Annotated in this window: 15 protein-coding genes; 8 read left to right on the forward strand and 7 right to left on the reverse strand. The window is 69.8% G+C overall.

Annotated features, from left to right (window positions below; translation table 11 throughout):
• Positions 1–87 precede the first annotated feature (87 nt).
• Positions 88–2,544 carry a DNA gyrase/topoisomerase IV subunit A gene (locus tag OG226_RS14660; RefSeq protein ID WP_328677990.1) on the forward strand — a complete coding sequence of 819 codons (2,457 nt, stop codon included), beginning with the start codon at positions 88–90 and terminating at the stop codon, positions 2,542–2,544.
• A 10-nt stretch (positions 2,545–2,554) separates the two neighbouring features.
• Here the strand turns inward: OG226_RS14660 and OG226_RS14665 are convergent, their stop codons facing one another.
• Positions 2,555–3,622 (reverse strand): CobW family GTP-binding protein, encoded by a 1,068-nt coding sequence (locus OG226_RS14665; protein WP_329353389.1) that lies wholly within the window; start codon positions 3,620–3,622, stop codon positions 2,555–2,557.
• Positions 3,623–4,540: 918 nt separating this feature from the next.
• Here OG226_RS14665 and OG226_RS14670 point away from each other — a divergent pair.
• Positions 4,541–5,107 (forward strand): DUF6082 family protein, encoded by a 567-nt coding sequence (locus tag OG226_RS14670; protein WP_329349191.1) that lies wholly within the window; start codon positions 4,541–4,543, stop codon positions 5,105–5,107.
• Between the two features lie 148 nt (positions 5,108–5,255).
• On the forward strand, positions 5,256–5,492 hold the full coding sequence (locus OG226_RS14675) for a hypothetical protein (RefSeq protein ID WP_328677994.1): 237 nt from the start codon (positions 5,256–5,258) through the stop codon (positions 5,490–5,492).
• A 187-nt stretch (positions 5,493–5,679) separates the two neighbouring features.
• Here OG226_RS14675 and OG226_RS14680 read toward each other — a convergent pair whose 3' ends face one another.
• A complete protein-coding gene (locus OG226_RS14680; protein WP_329349192.1) occupies positions 5,680–6,858 on the reverse strand; it encodes a citrate synthase/methylcitrate synthase in 1,179 nt (392 codons plus the stop codon).
• A 97-nt stretch (positions 6,859–6,955) separates the two neighbouring features.
• Here OG226_RS14680 and OG226_RS14685 point away from each other — a divergent pair, with 97 nt between their 5' ends.
• From OG226_RS14685 to OG226_RS14700, 4 genes are all read left to right on the forward strand, one after another.
• Positions 6,956–8,212 carry a citrate synthase family protein gene (locus OG226_RS14685; RefSeq protein WP_328678026.1) on the forward strand — a complete coding sequence of 419 codons (1,257 nt, stop codon included), beginning with the start codon at positions 6,956–6,958 and terminating at the stop codon, positions 8,210–8,212.
• Positions 8,213–8,266: 54 nt separating this feature from the next.
• Entirely contained in the window at positions 8,267–9,205 is a 939-nt protein-coding gene (locus tag OG226_RS14690) for a sucrase ferredoxin (protein ID WP_328678027.1), read from the forward strand.
• A gap of 138 nt (positions 9,206–9,343) precedes the next feature.
• Positions 9,344–11,023 carry a sensor histidine kinase gene (locus OG226_RS14695; RefSeq protein WP_328678028.1) on the forward strand — a complete coding sequence of 560 codons (1,680 nt, stop codon included), beginning with the start codon at positions 9,344–9,346 and terminating at the stop codon, positions 11,021–11,023.
• Positions 11,020–11,700, forward strand: coding sequence for a response regulator (locus OG226_RS14700; RefSeq protein WP_328678029.1), 681 nt, complete (start codon positions 11,020–11,022; stop codon positions 11,698–11,700). The genes OG226_RS14695 and OG226_RS14700 overlap by 4 nt, the downstream gene beginning before the upstream one ends.
• A 71-nt stretch (positions 11,701–11,771) precedes the next feature.
• Here OG226_RS14700 and OG226_RS14705 read toward each other — a convergent pair whose 3' ends face one another.
• The 3 genes from OG226_RS14705 to OG226_RS14715 form a co-directional block, all read right to left on the reverse strand.
• On the reverse strand, positions 11,772–12,833 hold the full coding sequence (locus tag OG226_RS14705; RefSeq protein WP_328678030.1) for an ABC transporter substrate-binding protein: 1,062 nt from the start codon (positions 12,831–12,833) through the stop codon (positions 11,772–11,774).
• 77 nt (positions 12,834–12,910) lie between these two features.
• Positions 12,911–13,789 (reverse strand): ABC transporter permease, encoded by an 879-nt coding sequence (locus tag OG226_RS14710; RefSeq protein WP_329349193.1) that lies wholly within the window; start codon positions 13,787–13,789, stop codon positions 12,911–12,913.
• A complete protein-coding gene (locus OG226_RS14715) occupies positions 13,779–14,594 on the reverse strand; it encodes an ABC transporter ATP-binding protein (protein ID WP_328678033.1) in 816 nt (271 codons plus the stop codon). Before OG226_RS14715 ends, OG226_RS14710 begins: the two co-directional genes overlap by 11 nt.
• A gap of 159 nt (positions 14,595–14,753) precedes the next feature.
• Between OG226_RS14715 and OG226_RS14720 the strand changes: the two genes are divergently transcribed.
• Complete coding sequence (locus OG226_RS14720) at positions 14,754–15,446, forward strand: response regulator (protein WP_329349194.1); 693 nt, start codon at positions 14,754–14,756, stop codon at positions 15,444–15,446.
• A 48-nt stretch (positions 15,447–15,494) separates the two neighbouring features.
• Here OG226_RS14720 and OG226_RS14725 read toward each other — a convergent pair whose 3' ends face one another.
• Both OG226_RS14725 and OG226_RS14730 read right to left on the reverse strand, forming a co-directional pair.
• Positions 15,495–17,087, reverse strand: coding sequence for a solute symporter family protein (locus OG226_RS14725; protein WP_329349195.1), 1,593 nt, complete (start codon positions 17,085–17,087; stop codon positions 15,495–15,497).
• Positions 17,084–17,644 (reverse strand): DUF485 domain-containing protein, encoded by a 561-nt coding sequence (locus OG226_RS14730; protein WP_328678038.1) that lies wholly within the window; start codon positions 17,642–17,644, stop codon positions 17,084–17,086. Before OG226_RS14730 ends, OG226_RS14725 begins: the two co-directional genes overlap by 4 nt.
• Between the last annotated feature and the right edge of the window lie 32 nt (positions 17,645–17,676).

Consider the following 17,676-nt stretch of genomic DNA (forward strand, 5'->3'; position numbering starts at 1 on the left):
CGTCAAGACCCCGTTCACGCTTCAGCAAGAGTGAGCCGAAGGGGAGCGACCCCCAGGCGAGCGACCAGAAAAGAGGAGCCGGCAGCGATGGCCCGCCGCAGCACGAAGACCCCGCCGCCCGACGACTCGTTCGAGGAGCGGATCCTCGACATCGACGTCGTCGACGAGATGCAGGGCTCCTACCTTGAGTACGCGTACTCGGTCATCTACTCCCGCGCCCTGCCGGACGCCCGGGACGGCCTGAAGCCGGTGCATCGACGAATCGTCTACCAGATGGACGAGATGGGCCTGCGCCCCGACCGGGGATACGTCAAGTGTGCTCGTGTCGTCGGCGAAGTGATGGGCAAGCTGCACCCGCACGGGGACGCGTCGATCTACGACGCCCTGGTGCGCATGGCCCAGCCCTTCTCCATGCGCGTGCCGCTGGCCGACGGCCACGGCAACTTCGGCTCGCTGGGCAACGACGACCCGCCGGCCGCCATGCGGTACACGGAGTGCCGGCCGTCCGAAGCGGCCAACCTGATGACCGAGTCGATCGACGAGGACACGGTCGACTTCACCCCGAACTACGACGGCCAGGAGCGGGAGCCGGTGGCCCTGCCCGCCGCCTTCCCGAACCTCCTGGTGAACGGCTCGTCGGGCATCGCGGTCGGCATGGCCACCAACATGCCGCCGCACAACCTGGGCGAAGTCATCGCGGCCGCCCGGCACTTGATCCGCTATCCGAACGCGGACCTGGACACCCTGATGCGGCACGTCCCGGGTCCCGACCTGCCGACGGGCGGCCGGATCGTCGGCCTCACCGGCATCCGGGACGCGTACGAGACGGGCCGCGGCACCTTCAAGATCCGCGCCACGGTCGCCGTGGACAACGTGACGGCGCGCCGCAAGGGCATCATCGTCACCGAACTGCCCTTCTCCGTAGGCCCCGAGAAGGTGATCGCCAAGATCAAGGACCTGGTCGGCGCGAAGAAGCTGCAGGGCATCGCCGACGTCAAGGACCTCACCGACCGCGCGCACGGCCTGCGCCTGGTCATCGAGATCAAGAACGGCTTCGTGCCGGAAGCGGTCCTGGAGCAGCTCTACAAGCTGACGCCGATGGAGGAGTCCTTCGGCATCAACAACGTCGCCCTGGTGGACGGCCAGCCCCTCACCCTGGGCCTCAAGGAACTCCTGGAGGTCTATCTCGACCACCGCTTCGACGTCGTACGGCGCCGCAGCGAGTTCCGCCGCACCAAGCGGCGCGACCGTCTCCACCTGGTGGAGGGTCTGCTCACCGCGCTCATCGACATCGATGAGGTCATCCGGCTCATCCGCTCCAGCGACAACTCCGCGCAGGCGAAGCAGAGTCTGATGGAGCGCTTCTCCCTGTCGGACATCCAGACGCAGTACATCCTGGACACCCCGCTCCGCCGCCTCACCCGGTTCGACCGGATCGAGCTGGAGTCGGAGATGGAGCGACTCACCGCGGAGATCGCGGAGTTGACCCGCATCCTGGAGTCCGACACCGAGCTGCGCAAGCTGGTCTCGACCGAACTGGCCGCGGTGGCAAAGAAGTTCGGCACCGACCGGCGTACGGTCCTGCTGGAGTCGGCGGGCGCCCCCGCCGCCACCGTGCCGCTCCAGGTCGCCGACGACCCGTGCCGGGTCCTGCTCTCCTCGACGGGTCTGCTGGCCCGCACGGCGAACGGCGAGCCCTTCCCGGAGGACTCCGAGGCCCGGCGCACCAAGCACGACGTGATCGTCTCGGCGGTCCCGGCGACAGCCCGCGGCGAGCTGGGCGCGGTCACCTCGGCCGGCCGCCTCCTGCGGATCAACGTCGTAGACCTCCCGCAGCTCCCGGAGACGGCCGCCGCGCCGAACCTCTCAGGTGGCGCCCCGGTCTCGGAGTTCGTCTCCCTGGACGAGGGCGAGACGGTCATCTGCCTGACGACCCTCGACGAGTCCTCCCCCGGCCTGGCCATCGGCACAGAGCAGGGCGTCGTCAAGCGTGTGGTCCCCGACTACCCCACGAACAAGGAGGAGTTGGAGGTCATCACGCTCAAGGACGGCGACCGGATCGTCGGCGCCGTCGAGTTGCGCACCGGCGAGGAGGACCTGGTCTTCATCGCGGACGACGCCCAACTGCTGCGCTACCAGGCCGCCCAGGTGCGCCCCCAGGGCCGCGCGGCCGGCGGCATGGCGGGCATCAAACTCACCGAGGGCGCGAAGGTCATCTCCTTCACGGCCGTCGACCCCGCCGTGGACGCGGTCGTCTTCACGGTCGCGGGTTCGCGCGGCACGCTCGACGACTCCGTCCAGACGACCGCCAAGCTGACCCCGTTCGACCAGTACCCCCGCAAGGGCCGCGCCACCGGCGGCGTCCGCTGCCAGCGCTTCCTGAAGGGCGAGGACTGCCTGTCCCTGGCCTGGACGGGCGCCGTACCGGCCAAGGCCGCACAACGGGACGGCACACCGGCGGAACTCCCGGAAATGGATCCGCGACGGGACGGCTCGGGCGTGTCGCTGGCGAAGACGGTGTCGGTGGTGGCGGGGCCGGTGTAACCCCGGCCCCTCAGGCCTCCGGCCCCGGCTCCTCGTCGGACTCCGGCTCCTGGTCCGGTTCTTGTACGTAGCGCAGGACGCCCCACATGCCGTGTTCGTCGGCGTGTGGGGCGTCCTGCTTGCACGCCTCCAACTCCTTGCCGAGGGCGGGCATGTCGAGGCCGGCGCCGATGAGCACGAGCTGGGTCAGCCGGGTGTCGCCGCTCGCCCAGGGCTCCGGATAGAACCTCAAGAAGCGTCCTACGGCGTGCACGGCGTACCGGTTGCGCGGATCGTGGGCGCCGAAGTCGACGTACCCCTTGGTGCGGTAGAGCCCCTCGGGCCTGCTGTCCAGGAACGCCATCAGCCGTCGCGGGTCCATGGGCATGTCGTCGGAGGCGAAGGAGAGGCTGTCGTAGGCGCTGTGCAAGTGGTCGGCGTGCGCGTCGTGTTCGTCCTGCTCCGCACCGGCGTGGTCGTGCAGGTCGTCGAAGGTCAGCTGCCCGACGCGCTCCTCGTTCGGCCGACAGTCGAAGAAGAACTCCGGGTCGATACGGCCGTAGGTGGCGGGCACGACGACGGCACGGTCGGTGAGCGAGCGGACGAGTCCGAGGACGCGCGGGGCGTCGACCGCCCGGTCCAGCTTGTTGACGACGACGAGGTCGGCGAGGGAGAGATGCCGGTCGATCTCGGGGTGCTTCGCGCGCGTGTCGTCGAACTCGGCGGCGTCGACGACCTCGACGAGCCCTCCGTAGACGATCCCCGGGTGCTCGCTGGCGAGCAACATCCGCACCAGTTCCTCCGGTTCGGCGAGCCCGCTGGCCTCGATGACGATGACGTCGATACCGGCGGAGGGCCGGGCGAGCCGCTCCAGATAGACGTCGAGTTCACTGGCGTCCACGGCACAACACAGGCACCCGTTCCCGAGCGACACGGTCGAGTCCCCGAGCGCCCCCGCCACGGCCAGCGCGTCGATCTCGATCGCCCCGAAGTCATTGACGATCGCTCCGATACGGCTGCCTCCGCTGCGGTGAAGGAGGTGGTTGAGGAGGGTGGTCTTGCCGGAGCCGAGGAATCCGGCAAGGACTAGGACGGGGATCTGGTGGGGGTTCGGGGGCGGGGTTGGATCCGGGGAAGGGGTTGGGGCGGGCGTTGGGGCTGAGGCGGGCGTAGGGGCGGAGGTCGGGGTCGGGGCCGGGGCGGAGGTCGGGGCCGGGGCGGAGATCGGGGCCGGGGCCGGAACCAAGGCCGGAGCCGAAGCCGAGGCTGGGGTCGCGGCCTGAGCCGGGGCAGGGGCCGGGTCCGGGATCGGGGTCGGGGTCGGGGTCAGGTCGGAGGCCAGAGCCAGAGCCGAGGCTTGAGCCGGGGCCGGGGTCGGGGCCGGGGTCGGGGTCGGGGTCAGGGTCAGGTCGGAGGCCGGAGCCAGAGCCGAGGCTGGGGTCGAGGCTTGAGCAGGGGCAGGGGCAGGGGCCGGGGTCGAGTCCGAGGTCGGGTCCGGGACAGGAGCCGGGGTTGGGTCCGAGACGGGAACCACAGTCGAATTCCGGCTCGGAACCGGAGTCGTGGCCACGCTCGGAACCGAGGTTGCGGCCACGCTCGGAACCGAGGTTGCGGGCAGGCTCGGATCCGTACTCGGGACCGACGCCGGATCGGTGCTCTGGCTCGGGCTTGCGCTCGGACTCTGCTGGCTCAACGTGCGACCTCTTTCACGCCGACGCGTGCACCGGCTCGCGGTCCGGCACACGTACGGAGGTTGAATGCCGCCCCAGGATACGAGCCGGGAGAATCGCCGCGAAGTGAACGATTGTTAGCAGCGCTCGCGGGGCAGACGTTGGGCAAGGCGCCGGTTCGTGCGACCCTCGCTTCCCTCCGTGCGCCTCCTCTCCGCCTCCCTGCCGATCAGAGCCGCTCGGCACTCTGGGAGACGGCAAGCGCCGCCCATCGCTCGCCGGTCCCCGTCTCCACCAACCCGCACCCGACGGCCGGCGGATGGCCGCCTGATTCGGGGGTTTTTGACATGGCCACACGGAAGTACTCGGCGGGGAGGGTCGGCTCGGCAGCACTCAGCCTGCTGCTCGCCACCGCCACGATGACACTGGCGGCACGTCAGCGACGGCTGGAAGCGGCGCGTCTTGCCGAACAACGGCTGGCGGAACGGCGCCTGGAACTGGAGGAGTTGGCGATCCGGCGGAAGGCGCTGGCGCATCAGCAGCGCATGCACTGGGAGCTGCTGGCGCGGGCCATCGACGATCCCTCCCTCGCCGCGGTGATCGACACCTACGACAAGAGCATCCCCGCCGAGAAGCGTCGGCAGTTCTTCTACGCCAACGCGTGGTACGTCCACCTTTTCCACCTCTACCGGGCCGGGATACTCGACCGGGACGAGTTGTACAGGTACCTGCGCGAGTTCTTCCAGAGCCCACTCTTCCGGGAGTACTGGGAGGCATCGCAGGCCCAGCGGGCGACCCTGAGCGAGTCGTCGGACGAGGCCGTGATCGGCCACATCGTCGACGGCCTGGTCACGGACCTCGACGAAGCGGACACGGACGAGTGGTGGGTCGTGGGCACCCCACCCACCGACTGACGTCACCCGCCGGGCTCCACTCGTCAACCCTTCAGCACCACGCACACAGCTGAGTGACTTTCTGCCATGTCGCCACGAACTCCTCGTGTGTCACAGTATTTTGTTGATCACAACTGTGCCCACACCCTTTGTAAGGACCGGTACCCCTTTGAAGATCGTGCGCCGCATCGGTGTGCCTCCGAGTGCCCGTGGCAGCAACTCAGGAGCCAACTGCCCCGATGTGTTCGAACTCAGCGACGGCAACTTCGCCGTCATCGGCACCGAGGCAACCGAGGCGCTGGACGGTGAACTGCCCCCGGACGCCGCACGCGCCGACTACGAACGCATCGTCGTCGTCAGCCGGGAAACGCTGATTCGAGCCAAGGCAGACATCCCCGACGCCTGACAGCACCGCACGAGCACGCGTCCCACCAAAGAGACCCGTCCCGTACCGACCTCCGGCCGCACGCCACCGTGAGCGAGTCCGGCACCCGACCGGCGAGCAGCCCGCCACCCCGTCACTGCTCGATCACCACCCCCTGAGGCCTGGCGCCAGAACGGCACCAGGCCACACGCGTTTCCGGGAGCCGCCCTCAGCTCATGAGCGGCACCGCCACCGGCGCCCCCACCCCCACATACCGAGCCACCGGCCGGATGATCTTCGAGTCCTCCGCCTGCTCCACCACGTTCGCGCTCCACCCCACCACCCGCGCAGCCGCGAACGTAGGAGTGAACATCTCGCGCGGCAGCCCGCACAGTTCCATGACCAGTCCCGCGTAGAACTCGACGTTGGTGTGCAGCTCACGGCCCGGCTTGAGTTCCGCGAGGATCGTCTCCACCTGGCGCTCGACCTCGACGGCGAACTCGACCCGCGGACCGCCGAACTGCTGGGCGACCTCGCGCAGCATCCGGGAACGGGGGTCCTCCGTACGGTAGATCGCGTGGCCGAAGCCCATGATGCGGTCGCCGGCGAGGACGCGCGCGCGGATCCAGGGGTCGATACGGTCCGGGGTTCCGATCGCGTCCAGGGTGTCCAGGGCACGACTGGGCGCACCCCCGTGCAACGGACCCGAGAGCGCCCCGACCGCCCCGACCAGACAGGCCGCCACATCCGCCCCCGTCGACGCGATGACCCGCGCGGTGAAGGTTGACGCGTTGAATCCGTGGTCAATGGTTGAGATCAAGTATTGCTCGATCGCCCTGGCCTGCTGCTTGTCCGGTTCCGAACCGGTCAGCATGTAGAGGTAGTTGGCCGCGTAGGAGAGGTCGTCGCGCGGCTCCACGGGGTCGAGTCCCCGACCCAGCCGGTACAGCGCGGTCAGCAGCGTCGGCACGGCCGCGGACGCCACGAGGGCGTCCCGGCGGCGCGCGTCCGTGTCGATGTCGTACACCGGCCGGAAGCCCTTCGCGGCACCGAGCAGCGACAGCGCCGTACGCATCCCGGACAACGGCCCCGACAGCGACCCGGACGTCCCGCTCGCCGCCGCCACCGCGGGCAACGCGGCCCGCACCTCGTCCGGCAACAGGCGCAGCGCCGCGGTCTCGGCAGCAAAGGCCGCACTCTGCTCCGCGTCCGGCAGTTCGCCGTAGGCGAGGAGATGCCAGACGTCCTCGAAGCCGCGGGTCTGCGCGAGTTCGACGGCGGAGTACTGGCGGTAGTGGTAGAAGCCCTCGATCCCCCGGACGTCACCGATTCGGGTGTCGGTGACGACGACGCCCGCGAGTCCCCGCGGAACCTCGATACGAGTGGCTGCGGCCCTGTTGATGGACATGTTTCCTCCCTGGACTTGATTCAATGTCCATGGTTGACTCAATCTCTGTCAATATTGATTGAATCAATGTATGCAAGGAGTGGTTACCGTGGCCTCCATGCGCGATCAAGAAACCGCTCCCGGTCACCCCGAGCGACGGCTGAGCACCAAGGAGACCGCCGGACTGCTCGGCGTGAAGCCGGACACCGTGTACGCCTACGTGAGCCGCGGGCAGCTGAACAGCAGGCGCGAGCCCGGCGGGCGGGGCAGCACCTTCGACGCCAAGGAGGTGGAGGCACTCGCCCGGCGCAACAGGCGGGAGAGCAGCGGGAGTTCGGGGTCCGGGGGCGAGCTGTCCGTGCGGACCCGGATCACGCTCATCGAGAAGGACCGGTACTACTTCCGGGGCGTCGACGCGACCGGGCTGGCCGCGCGCCACTCCTACGAAGAGATCGCCGAGTGGCTGTGGACCGGGGAGTTGCGCCCCGGAATCACGTTCAGCGCGCCCAAGGCGGCCATCGCCGTCGCCCGTCGCGCCGTCGACGCGCTGCCCGAACACACCGGCCCCACCGACCGGTTGCGGGTCGCGGCCATCGCGGCGGCGACCGCGGACCCGCTGCGCTTCGACCTGTCCGAGGACGCCGTGCTCGGTACCGCGCGCATCCTCATCCCCACCCTTGTAGCGGCCCTGCCGCCGGTACGGCGAGCCCATCGCGACGCGGGTCCGCTGGCCCACCGCCTGTGGGCGCGGCTGAGCGGTCGGTCGGCTGACGAGGCGTCACTGCACGTCCTGGACACGGCACTTGGGCTGCTCGTGGACCACGACCTGGCCGCCTCGACGCTCGCGGTGCGCGTCGCCGCCTCGGCCCGCGCCCACCCGTACGCGGCCGTCTCCTCCGGCCTGGGAGTCCTCGAAGGCCCCCTGCACGGCGCCGCCAGCGGCCTGGCGCACCGGCTGCTGCTCGACGTGCTCGACCAGGGCACCGCCGCCCCGGTGGTCGCGGACGAACTCCGCGCCGGCCGCCGTATCCCCGGACTCGGCCACCGGCTCTACCCGGGCGAAGACCCACGCGCGCGTGCCCTGTTCGCCTTCCTGAAGGACATCCCGGGCGCCGCGCCCGCCCTCGCCGCGGCCCGCGACATCGTCGCCACCACCGCCCGGCACACCCCGCTGCACGCCAACGTCGACCTGGCTCTCGCCGTACTCACCGTCTCCTCCGGGATGCCCTCCACGGCGGGCGAGACGATCTTCGCTGTCGCCCGTACGGCGGGGTGGATCGCGCACGCCCTGGAGGAGTACGGGGAGCGTCCGCTGCGCATGCGGCCGAGCGGTCACTACGTAGGCCCCAGGCCGCCTCAACCACTACCGGAGTAGGACACGAGCGCGGCCGGAAGTCGCCCTGGGCCAAGTCAGGTTAGGCTCACCTCTGTGAGTACGTGCGCGACCGTCTCTCAGGACCTCGACGAGCCCATTTCCGGAACCGCGGCCACGGCGACGACGTGGCTGCTGCTGGAACAGCCCGGCCCTTGGGGTGCCAAAGCGCTCACTTCGAGCCACCTGGACCCCGCGCTGGGGCGTGCCCTGGAAGCGGCCGCCGCGAACACGGGCGTACGGATCGCACTCATCCGGCGCCCCGGTCGGCACGCCGACCCCGCGGCGTCGCCGGTGCGCCATGTGTACGCGGCCCACACCGTTCCCGGAAACGTATGGCTGCACAGCGCCACGACCGAGGAGCCGGGGCAGTTGCTCGCCCTGGACTTCGCCGCCCTCGGTGCGGGCGACCCGCGCTCGTTCGGTTCGGCGCTCGGCGGGCAGGCCCACACCGGTGACCCGCTCGCGCTCGTCTGCACCAACGGCAAGCGCGACCGCTGCTGCGCGCTCCTGGGCCGTCCTCTCGCCGCCGAACTGGCCGCCTCCGGGGTCGAGGGCGCCTGGGAGGTCACCCATCTGGGCGGTCACCGCTTCTCGCCGACGGTGCTCGTCCTGCCGTACGGCTACGCGTACGGGCGGGTCCAGGCGCACGGCATCAAGGAGATCCTCCAGGGCGTCCAGGAGGGCCGTGTGGTCGTCGAGGGCTGCCGGGGCGGCTCGGCCTGGGAACGGCCCGGACAGGCGGCGGAGCTGGCCGTGCGGACGTCGGCGGGCGAGTACGCGACGGACGCCCTGAGCGTCGTACGGACCGACGGCGACGCACCGCGCTGGGAGGTGACCGTCGCGCACGCCGACGGACGCCACTGGCGCGTGATCGTCGCCCAGGGGGCCTCGCTTCCGCCCCGCCCGGAGAGCTGCGGGGCGTCGGTCCTCGGCGCACCGGCGCGGATGGACGTGGTGGCGGTGCGCGAGCTGACGACGGCGCTGGCCGGCTGACTCGCCCGGCGCCGGGCCGCCCGACCGGCTTCCGCGGGAAACCGCCCTCTACTGGAGGCCGGTTTCCCCAAGAACTGGTCAAGAGATCCACGCCACACCCCTGGGGCAGCCCCCGCCCCGGCACGTACCGTCAGGGGTATGAGCCCCACACCCCCCGCACGCCGCCGTCGCCTCGGGCTGCCGCGGCGGGTGTTCTCGCAGGTGCTGCTGATGCAGCTGGCGATCGCCGCGGGAGTCGCGGTCCTGGCGACCGGGCTGTTCCTCGCGCCGCTGAGCGAACAGCTCGACCAGGAGGCGATGAACCGCGCCCTGGCCATCGCCCAGACCACCGCGCAGCAGCCGCTGATCATCAAGGACGTCCAGGACACCCCGCCGACCGTGGACGGACCCGTGCAGAAGGAGGCGGAGCGGATCCGGAAGGCCACCAAGGCCGAGTACGTGGTGGTGATGGACTGGCGGGGCATGCGGTGGTCGCACACGACTCCCAGCGAGATCGGCCGCTTCGTGTCGACCTCTCCCGACCAGCCCCTGGCCGGTCAGGAGGTCAAGGAGATCGACAAGGGCACCCTGGGCCGCTCGGCCCGCGGCAAGGTGCCCCTGCGGGCCGCGGACGGCACGGTCGTCGGGGCCGTCTCGGTGGGCATCAAGTACGACAGCGTCCGCGCGCAGCTGATCAGCGCGATCCCGGGGCTGCTGGCGTACGCCGGGGGCGCCCTCGCCGTCGGTGCGCTGGCGGCCTGGCTGGTCTCCCGGCGGGTCCAGCGGCAGACCCGGGACCTGGCCTTCTCGGACATCTCGGCGCTGCTCTCGGAGCGCGAGGCGATGCTGCACGGCATCCGGGAGGGCGTCGTCGCCCTGGACCGCACCGGCCGCATACGACTTCTGAACGACGAGGCGCGGCGCCTCCTGGGCATCGGCGACGAGGCCGTCGGCCGCTCCCTGGACGAGGCGCTCGGTGCGGGCCGTACGACCGATGTCCTGGCCGGCCGGGTGACCGGCACCGATCTGCTCGCCGTCCGCGGCCAGCGGGTCCTGGTCACCAACCGGATGCCCACCGACGACGGCGGCGCCGTGGCCACCCTGCGCGACCGCACCGAACTGGAGCAGCTGGGAAGGGAGTTGGACTCGACACACGGTCTGATCGACGCCCTGCGCGCCCAGGACCACGAGCACGCCAACCGTATGCACACGCTCCTGGGGCTGCTCGAACTGGAGATGTACGACGACGCCGTGGACTTCGTCGGCGAGGTGGTCGGCGATCACAGGGCGACGGCCGAACAGGTCACCGAGAAGATCCAGGACCCGCTGATCGCCGCCCTGTTGGTGGGCAAGGCGACCGTCGCGGCCGAGCGGGGTGTCGCCCTGTGGATCTCCGACCGGACCTGGCTGCCCGACCGGTTGATCGACCCGCGCGGGCTGGTCACGGTCGTCGGCAACCTGGTGGACAACGCGCTCGACGCCGTCGCGGGCACACCGCACGCACGCGTGGAGGTCGAATTGCGGACGGAGGGGCGTACGGCCGTTCTCCGGGTGCGTGACACGGGCCCCGGAATCCCGGAGGAACAACGGGAGTTGGTCTTCACCGAGGGCTGGTCCACGAAGAAGCCCCCGGCGCACGGCAAACGCGGGATCGGCCTCTCCCTGGTGCGTCGGCTCGCCGAACGGCAGGGCGGCAGCGCGGTGGTGACGGAGGCGTTCGGCGGGGGCGCGGAGTTCGTGGTCGTCCTGCCGGAGGCACTGACCGAGGCGCTGACCGAGCCGGACCTGGAACCCGCCCTCACCGCCCCCGGGGAGACCGTCGAGGAGGATTCGCGATGATCGAGGTCCTGGTCGTGGACGACGACACCCGGGTCGCACAGGTCAACGCCGCCTACGTGGAGAAAGTGCCGGGCTTCCATGTCGCGGCCGAGGCGCACAGCGCCTCCGAGGCACTCGACAGGCTGGAGGCGCTGCCCCATCTGGACCTGGTCCTCCTGGACCACTACCTGCCCGACGAGACGGGTCTGGCCGTCGTCCAGGAGATGCGCCGACGCGGCCACCAGACCGACGTGATCATGGTGACGGCGGCCCGCGACGTGACGACCGTGCAGGCGGCCATGCGGCAGGGCGCGCTGCAGTACCTGGTCAAGCCGTTCGCGTTCGCGGGCCTGCGCGCCAAGTTGGAGGCGTACGCGGAACTGCGCCGCACCCTCGACAGCGGCGGCGAGGCCGAACAGGCCGAGGTGGACCGCATCTTCGGCGCCCTGTCCGCGCCCTCTGAGCCCGGGCTGCCCAAAGGGCACTCCCCCACGACGGCGGAACTCGTCCGCCAGTCCCTGATGAACGCAGAAGGCCCCCTGTCCGCCCAGGAGATCGCCGACCGCACCGGGGTGAGCCGGCAGACCGCCCAGCGCTATCTGAAGCTCCTGGAGCGCACCGGACGGGCCAGGCTGACGCTCAAATACGGCGACGCGGGCCGCCCGGAACACCGTTACGTGTGGGCGACCCGCGCCTGAGGAGCACGGCCTGTGGGGGCGGGGGAAGGAGCCGTACCCCTCCTTCTTTACGGATGCCGACCGCGCGGTCGTCAGCCTGTGGCGTTCTTCACGAACTCGGTCGTGTACGTCTTGTCGAGGTCCACATCGGCGTTCTTGATGGTGGGGTTGAACGCCTTGAGCACCTTCTCGACGGTCTCCGGGCCGTTCTCCGGCATCACGCCGTCCTTGGTGAACATCGGCAGCGTGCTCTTGATCGCGGTGGAGTAGAGGAACTTGTTGCCCTGCGAGTAGTCGGCGGGCATCTTGTCGGCGATCTCGGTCGCGCTGTGGGTGGACATCCACTTGAGCGTCTTGACGAATGCATTGACCATCTTCTGCACAGTGGACTTGTGGCTGTTCACCCAGTCCGTCTGCATGTACAGACTTGACGAGGGGTACGGCCCACCGAGCGCCGCCTGTGAGCCCTCGGGTGTCCGCATGTCGACGAGGATCTTGCCGGCCTTCTTGTCGAGAATCGTGGCGACGGTCGGGTCGGTCGTCATCCCGGCGTCTATGGAGCCCTGTTGGAGCGCGGCGACGAAGGTCGGCCCCGCACCCACGGCGACCGGGGTGAACTCGCTGATGTTGACGCCGTTCTTGACGGCGAGGTACTTGGTGAGGAAGTCGGTGGAGGAACCGAGGCCGGTCACGCCGAGCTTCTTGCCCTTGAAGTCCTTGGCCGACTTGACCTTCCCCGCCGCCTTGGTGGAGACGACCTCCACCTCGCCGGGCGCCTGCGAGAACTGCACCACGGACTCGACCGACTTGCCCTTGACCTGCAGGTCCAGCGTGTGGTCGTAGAAGCCGACGGCTCCCTGGACCTGCCCGGAGACGAGGGCGGTCTCGGCCTGGACGCCGGCCGGTTCGCTCAGCAGCTCGACGTCGAGGCCCTCGGCGTCGAAGTAGCCGAGCCGCTGGGTGAGCATCGCGGGCAGGTAGATGACCTTGTCCAGGCCACCGACCATGATCTTGACCTTCACGCCCTTGCCGTCACCCTTGCCGCCGGAGCCGGTGGAGGCGGTGCTGGCCGCGTCGTTGGCGCAGGCGGTGAGCGAGGAGAGGGCGAGCAGGCCCGAGGCGGCCAGGGCGGCGTATCTGGCGGTCTTGCGCATGGCGGTTCACGTCCTTGTGAGGGTGCGGTGCGGGGAGGAAGGGAGGCGTCTTCAACGGGGCTGCGACGAGGGGCCGTTCAGCTGTCGGAGCCCGACGGCTTCCAGCGGAAGATGCGGTTCTCGGCGAAGGTGAGCAGCCCTTCGGCGACCAGGGCGACGACCGCGAGGATCACCATCGCGGCGTACACGCCGGCCGCGTTGAAGGTGCCCTGGGACTGCGCGACGAGCAGGCCGATGCCCTTGGTGGCGCCGATGTACTCGCCGACGATCGCACCGATGAGGGCGAAGCCGAAGCTGACGTGGAGGCTGGTGAAGATCCACGAGGTGGCGGACGGGATGACCACCTGGAGGGTCACCCTGCGGTCGCTGGCACCGAGGATGCGGGCGTTGGCGACCAGATTGCGGTCGACCTCGCGGGCACCCTGGAAGGCGTTGAAGAACACCGGGAAGAAGACGAGCACGACGGCCGAGGCGACCTTGGAGGCCGGTCCGAGTCCGAACCAGATCACGAAGATCGGGGCGAGCACGATCCTCGGTATGGAGTTGAGCACTTTGATGTATGGACCAAGTATGTCGGCCATCAAGATGATCCGGCCCAGCGCAATACCGAACACGACACCGGCGATCACACCGATGACCCAGCCGATCAACGCCTCCTGGAGCGTGGCCCAGATCTGCTCCCCCAGGGATCCGAGCGCGGTCCCGTGCATCACCCAGGTGTAGATCTGGTCCCAGATCTTCGAGGGCATCGAAAAGTTGAACGGATCGATGACCTTGGCCCGGGAGAGCCATTCCCACAGGCCGAGAAAGGCGACCAGGAGCAGCACACGGGCCGCTCCGACGCCGACTCTGCGTTTACGTGCGGCACGCGCGCGTGAATGGGCGCGGTCCGTCTTGGTGGCGGGCTCGGTCATGGACCGTACGACCTTGTCCTCGGGCAGGACGTCAGGCGACATTGGCCGCACCCCTCTCGCGCGTGATGCGGACCTCTTCGCCGAGCGACTCCCAGATCTCGCGGTAGATCTCGATGAACCGCGGCTCCAGGCGCACGGATTCAACCTTGCGGGGTCGCGGCAGGTCGATGTCGAAGACCTGCTTCACGGTGGCGGGCCCGGCAGTCATCACGACGACTCTGTCGGCCAGCGCGATGGACTCCTCCAGGTCGTGGGTGACGAAGACGACCGAGGTACCGGTGCCCTCCCACAGCTCCAGGAGTTCGTCCGACATCAGGGCCCTGGTCTGCACGTCGAGCGCCGAGAACGGCTCGTCCATCAGCAGGATCTCGGGGTCGTTGACGAAGGTCGCGGCGAGCGCGACGCGCTTGCGCATACCGCCGGAGAGCTGGTGCGGATAACGGTCCTCGAAGGCGGAGAGCCCGACCCGGGCCAGCCACTCACGCGCCTTGGCCTTGGCCTCCGCCTTCGGTACGCCGCGGAAGCGCGGGCCCGCCATGACGTTGGACAGGACCGTACGCCAGGGGAAGGTGGCGTCCTGCTGGAAGACGAAGCCGACCTTGTCGCCGACGCCGGAGACCGGCTCCCCGGCCACCAGCACATCGCCCTCGGAGGGCTCCTCCAGCCCGCTGACGAGGGTCAGCGTGGTCGACTTGCCGCAGCCCGTGGGCCCGACGACCGCCACGAACTCGCCACGTCCGACGGTGAGATCAAGCCCCCGTACGGCCGTGTGCAGACCCCCCGACGGGGTCCTGAAGGTCTTGCTCGCGCCCCGCAGCTCGATGGCGGGGCTGGTGTCTGCGCTCATGGCCGGGACCGTAGATGTGGCGCGGACCACAGCAGCAGTCTTCTGGGCGCAAGCCGTTCTTTTGCTCGCAAGAGCCTGTTGTGCTCGTTTTGCTCGCGCTACAACTGCGGAGCCGAAACACGGGCTTAACGCTCGCCTGGCCTTGAGGAAAGAGGCCCAATGATTGACGTCATGGTCGTGGACGACGACTTCCGCGTCGCCGAGATCAACGCCAAGTACGTGGGAAAGGTTCCCGGCTTCCGGGTCGCCGCCCGCGCGCACAGCGCCGCCCAGGCGCTGGCCACCGTGGAACGCGGGACCATCGACCTGGTGCTGCTCGACCACTATCTGCCCGACCAGACGGGTCTCGAACTCGTCCACCGCATGCGGCAACAGGGCCACACGACCGACGTCATCATGATCACGGCGGCCAGTGATGTGACGACCGTGCAGCGGGCGATGCGCCTGGGCGCCCTGCACTACCTGGTCAAGCCGTTCACCTTCGCCGCGCTGCGCACGCGCCTCGACTCGTACGCCGCCCTGCGCCGCACCGTCGACCGCGTGGGTGGCCGCGGCATCGCCGGTCAGGAGCAGGTCGACCGCATCTTCGGCGCCCTGCGCACGACGACCGTGCCGGCCTCCCCCGGTCTGCCCAGCGGCCACTCGGAACCGACCACCGACCTGATCTGTGCCGTCCTGCACAGCGCCGGCCACCCGCTCTCGGCCCACGAGGTCGCCGCCGAGACCGGCCTGAGCCGCTCCACGGCCCAACGCTACCTACGCCACCTGGAACAGGCCGGCCGCCTCCGCCTCTCCCTCAAATACGGCGACACGGGTCGCCCGGAACACCGCTACGCCTGGGTGGCGCCGTAGCCACGCGACAGCCGCACAGCCGCGCGTGGCTACGGCACACGGGTCCCGCTACACGGCTCCCGCCCCCGTCAGCGCCCGTACCTCGGTCTCCGCGTGCTTGGCCTCGTCCGGGACCTCCGTGGAGGTGACCGTGCCGAGCCAGCCGGCCAGGAAACCGAGCGGGATCGATACGAGGCCGGGGTTCTGCAGCGGGAAGAACTGGAAGTCGACGCCCGGGAACAGCGATTCGGGGCTGCCCGACACGACCGGCGACAGCAGCACGAGCACCAGTGCCGGGATCAGTCCGCCGTATACGGCCCACACGGCGCCGCGGGTCGTGAAGCCGCGCCAGAACAGCGAGTAGAGCAGCACCGGGAGGTTCGCGGAGGCGGCGACGGCGAAGGCGAGGCCCACCAGGAAGGCGACGTTGAGGTTCCTGGCGATGAGGCCGAGCCCGATCGCCGCGACCCCGATGCCGACCGCGGCGACCCGCGCCACGGCCACCTCACTGCGCGGCTTGGCGTTCGGGCGCCGCAGCGACGCGTACAGGTCGTGCGCCACGGATGCCGAGGAGGCCAGGGTGATCCCGGCCACCACCGCGAGGATCGTGGCGAAGGCCACGGCCGCGACGATCGCGAACAGGACGGTGCCTCCGGTGGAATCGGCTCCTCCGCCGAGGTCGAGGGCGAGCAGCGGGACCGCCGTGTTCCCGGCCTCGTTCGACTTCCGAAGGGTGTCCGGTCCCACGACCGCCGCGGCGGCGAAGCCGAGGACGATCGTCATCAGGTAGAACGCGCCGATGAGTCCGATCGACCACACCACCGAACGGCGCGCGGCCCGTGCGGTCGGCACGGTGTAGAAGCGGGACAGGATGTGCGGCAGCCCGGCCGTGCCCAGCACCAGCGCGAGGCCCAGGCTGATGAAGTCGAACCGCGCGGTCCAGTCCCCGCCGTACTTGAGCCCCGGCGCCAGGAAGGCGGCACCGTGACCGCTGCGGGCGGCGGCCGTGAGCAGCAGGTGGTTCAGGTTCCCGTGGAAGCGCACCAGGGTCAGCACCGTCAGCGCGATGGTGCCGCTCATCATCAGGACCGCCTTGACGATCTGGATCCAGGTGGTGGCCCGCATCCCTCCCATCGACACATAGATCACCATGAGCGCCCCGACGCCGATGACGGTCCAGGCCCGCGCGGCCGCACTCGTCCCGCCCAGCAGCAGCGAGACCAGGCTGCCCGCGCCCACCATCTGCGCCACCAGATAGAGAACGGACACGGTGACGGAGGAAGTTCCCGCCGCGATCCGCACCGGCCGCTCGCTCATGCGCGCGGCGACCACGTCGGCGAGCGTGAACCGCCCGCAGTTGCGCACCAGTTCGGCGACGAGGAACAGCACCATGAGCCAGGCGACGAAGAAGCCCACCACGTACAGCAGGCCGTCGTAGCCGAACAGCGCGATGAGCCCGGTGACTCCGAGGAACGAGGCCGCGGACAGATAATCACCCGAGATGGCAAAACCATTCTCCATCGGGGAGAAGAGACGCCCGCCCGCGTAGAACTCCTCCTCCGAACCATGCCGGTTGCGGCTCACCCAGGTGGTGATCCCGAGGGTGACCGCGATGAACGCGCTGAACAGCAGCAGCGCCAGCGTCTGATGGTTCCCGGTCACGACGTACCGCCTCGAATGCCTCGTGTCAGTTCCTGTGTGTCCCAGCGCAGTTCGAGCGCGGCCCGGTCCCTGCGCAGCCGCGCGTGCCGGGCGTAGGCCCAGGTGAGCAGGAAGGTGGTGAGGAACTGTCCCAGTCCCGCGACCATCCCCACGTTCACCGCGCCGGCCACCGGCCGGGCCATGAATCCGGGCGCAGTCGTCGCCGTCACCACGTAGGCCACGTACCAGGTGAAGAAGACGACGGTGGCGGGCACCACGAACCGCAGATACCGGCCGCGCACCTCCTGGAAGGCGGCGCTGCGCTGCACCTCCCGATACACATCGCCCGCGCGGACGGCGTGGTCCGCGTCCTCCCGGCGCGCTGCGGGCACTTCGGGCGCGGGCCCGCCCGTGCCGTCCGTCTCGCCCCAGCCGGACGCGAGCGCGTCGTACCAAGGGTCGTGGTACCTCACCTTTCCGGTTGCCTCGGCGGGGGTCAGGTCATGACCTTCGTGGTTCTCGGCCGGACTCTCGTGACCACTCCCGCCACCGCGGGAACGACCGTTGCTTGACTGCATGCCCAAGGATGGACAGAACGGGAAGTTCCCCG

This window comes from Streptomyces sp. NBC_01261 (genome assembly GCF_036226385.1).
GTDB lineage: Bacteria > Actinomycetota > Actinomycetes > Streptomycetales > Streptomycetaceae > Streptomyces.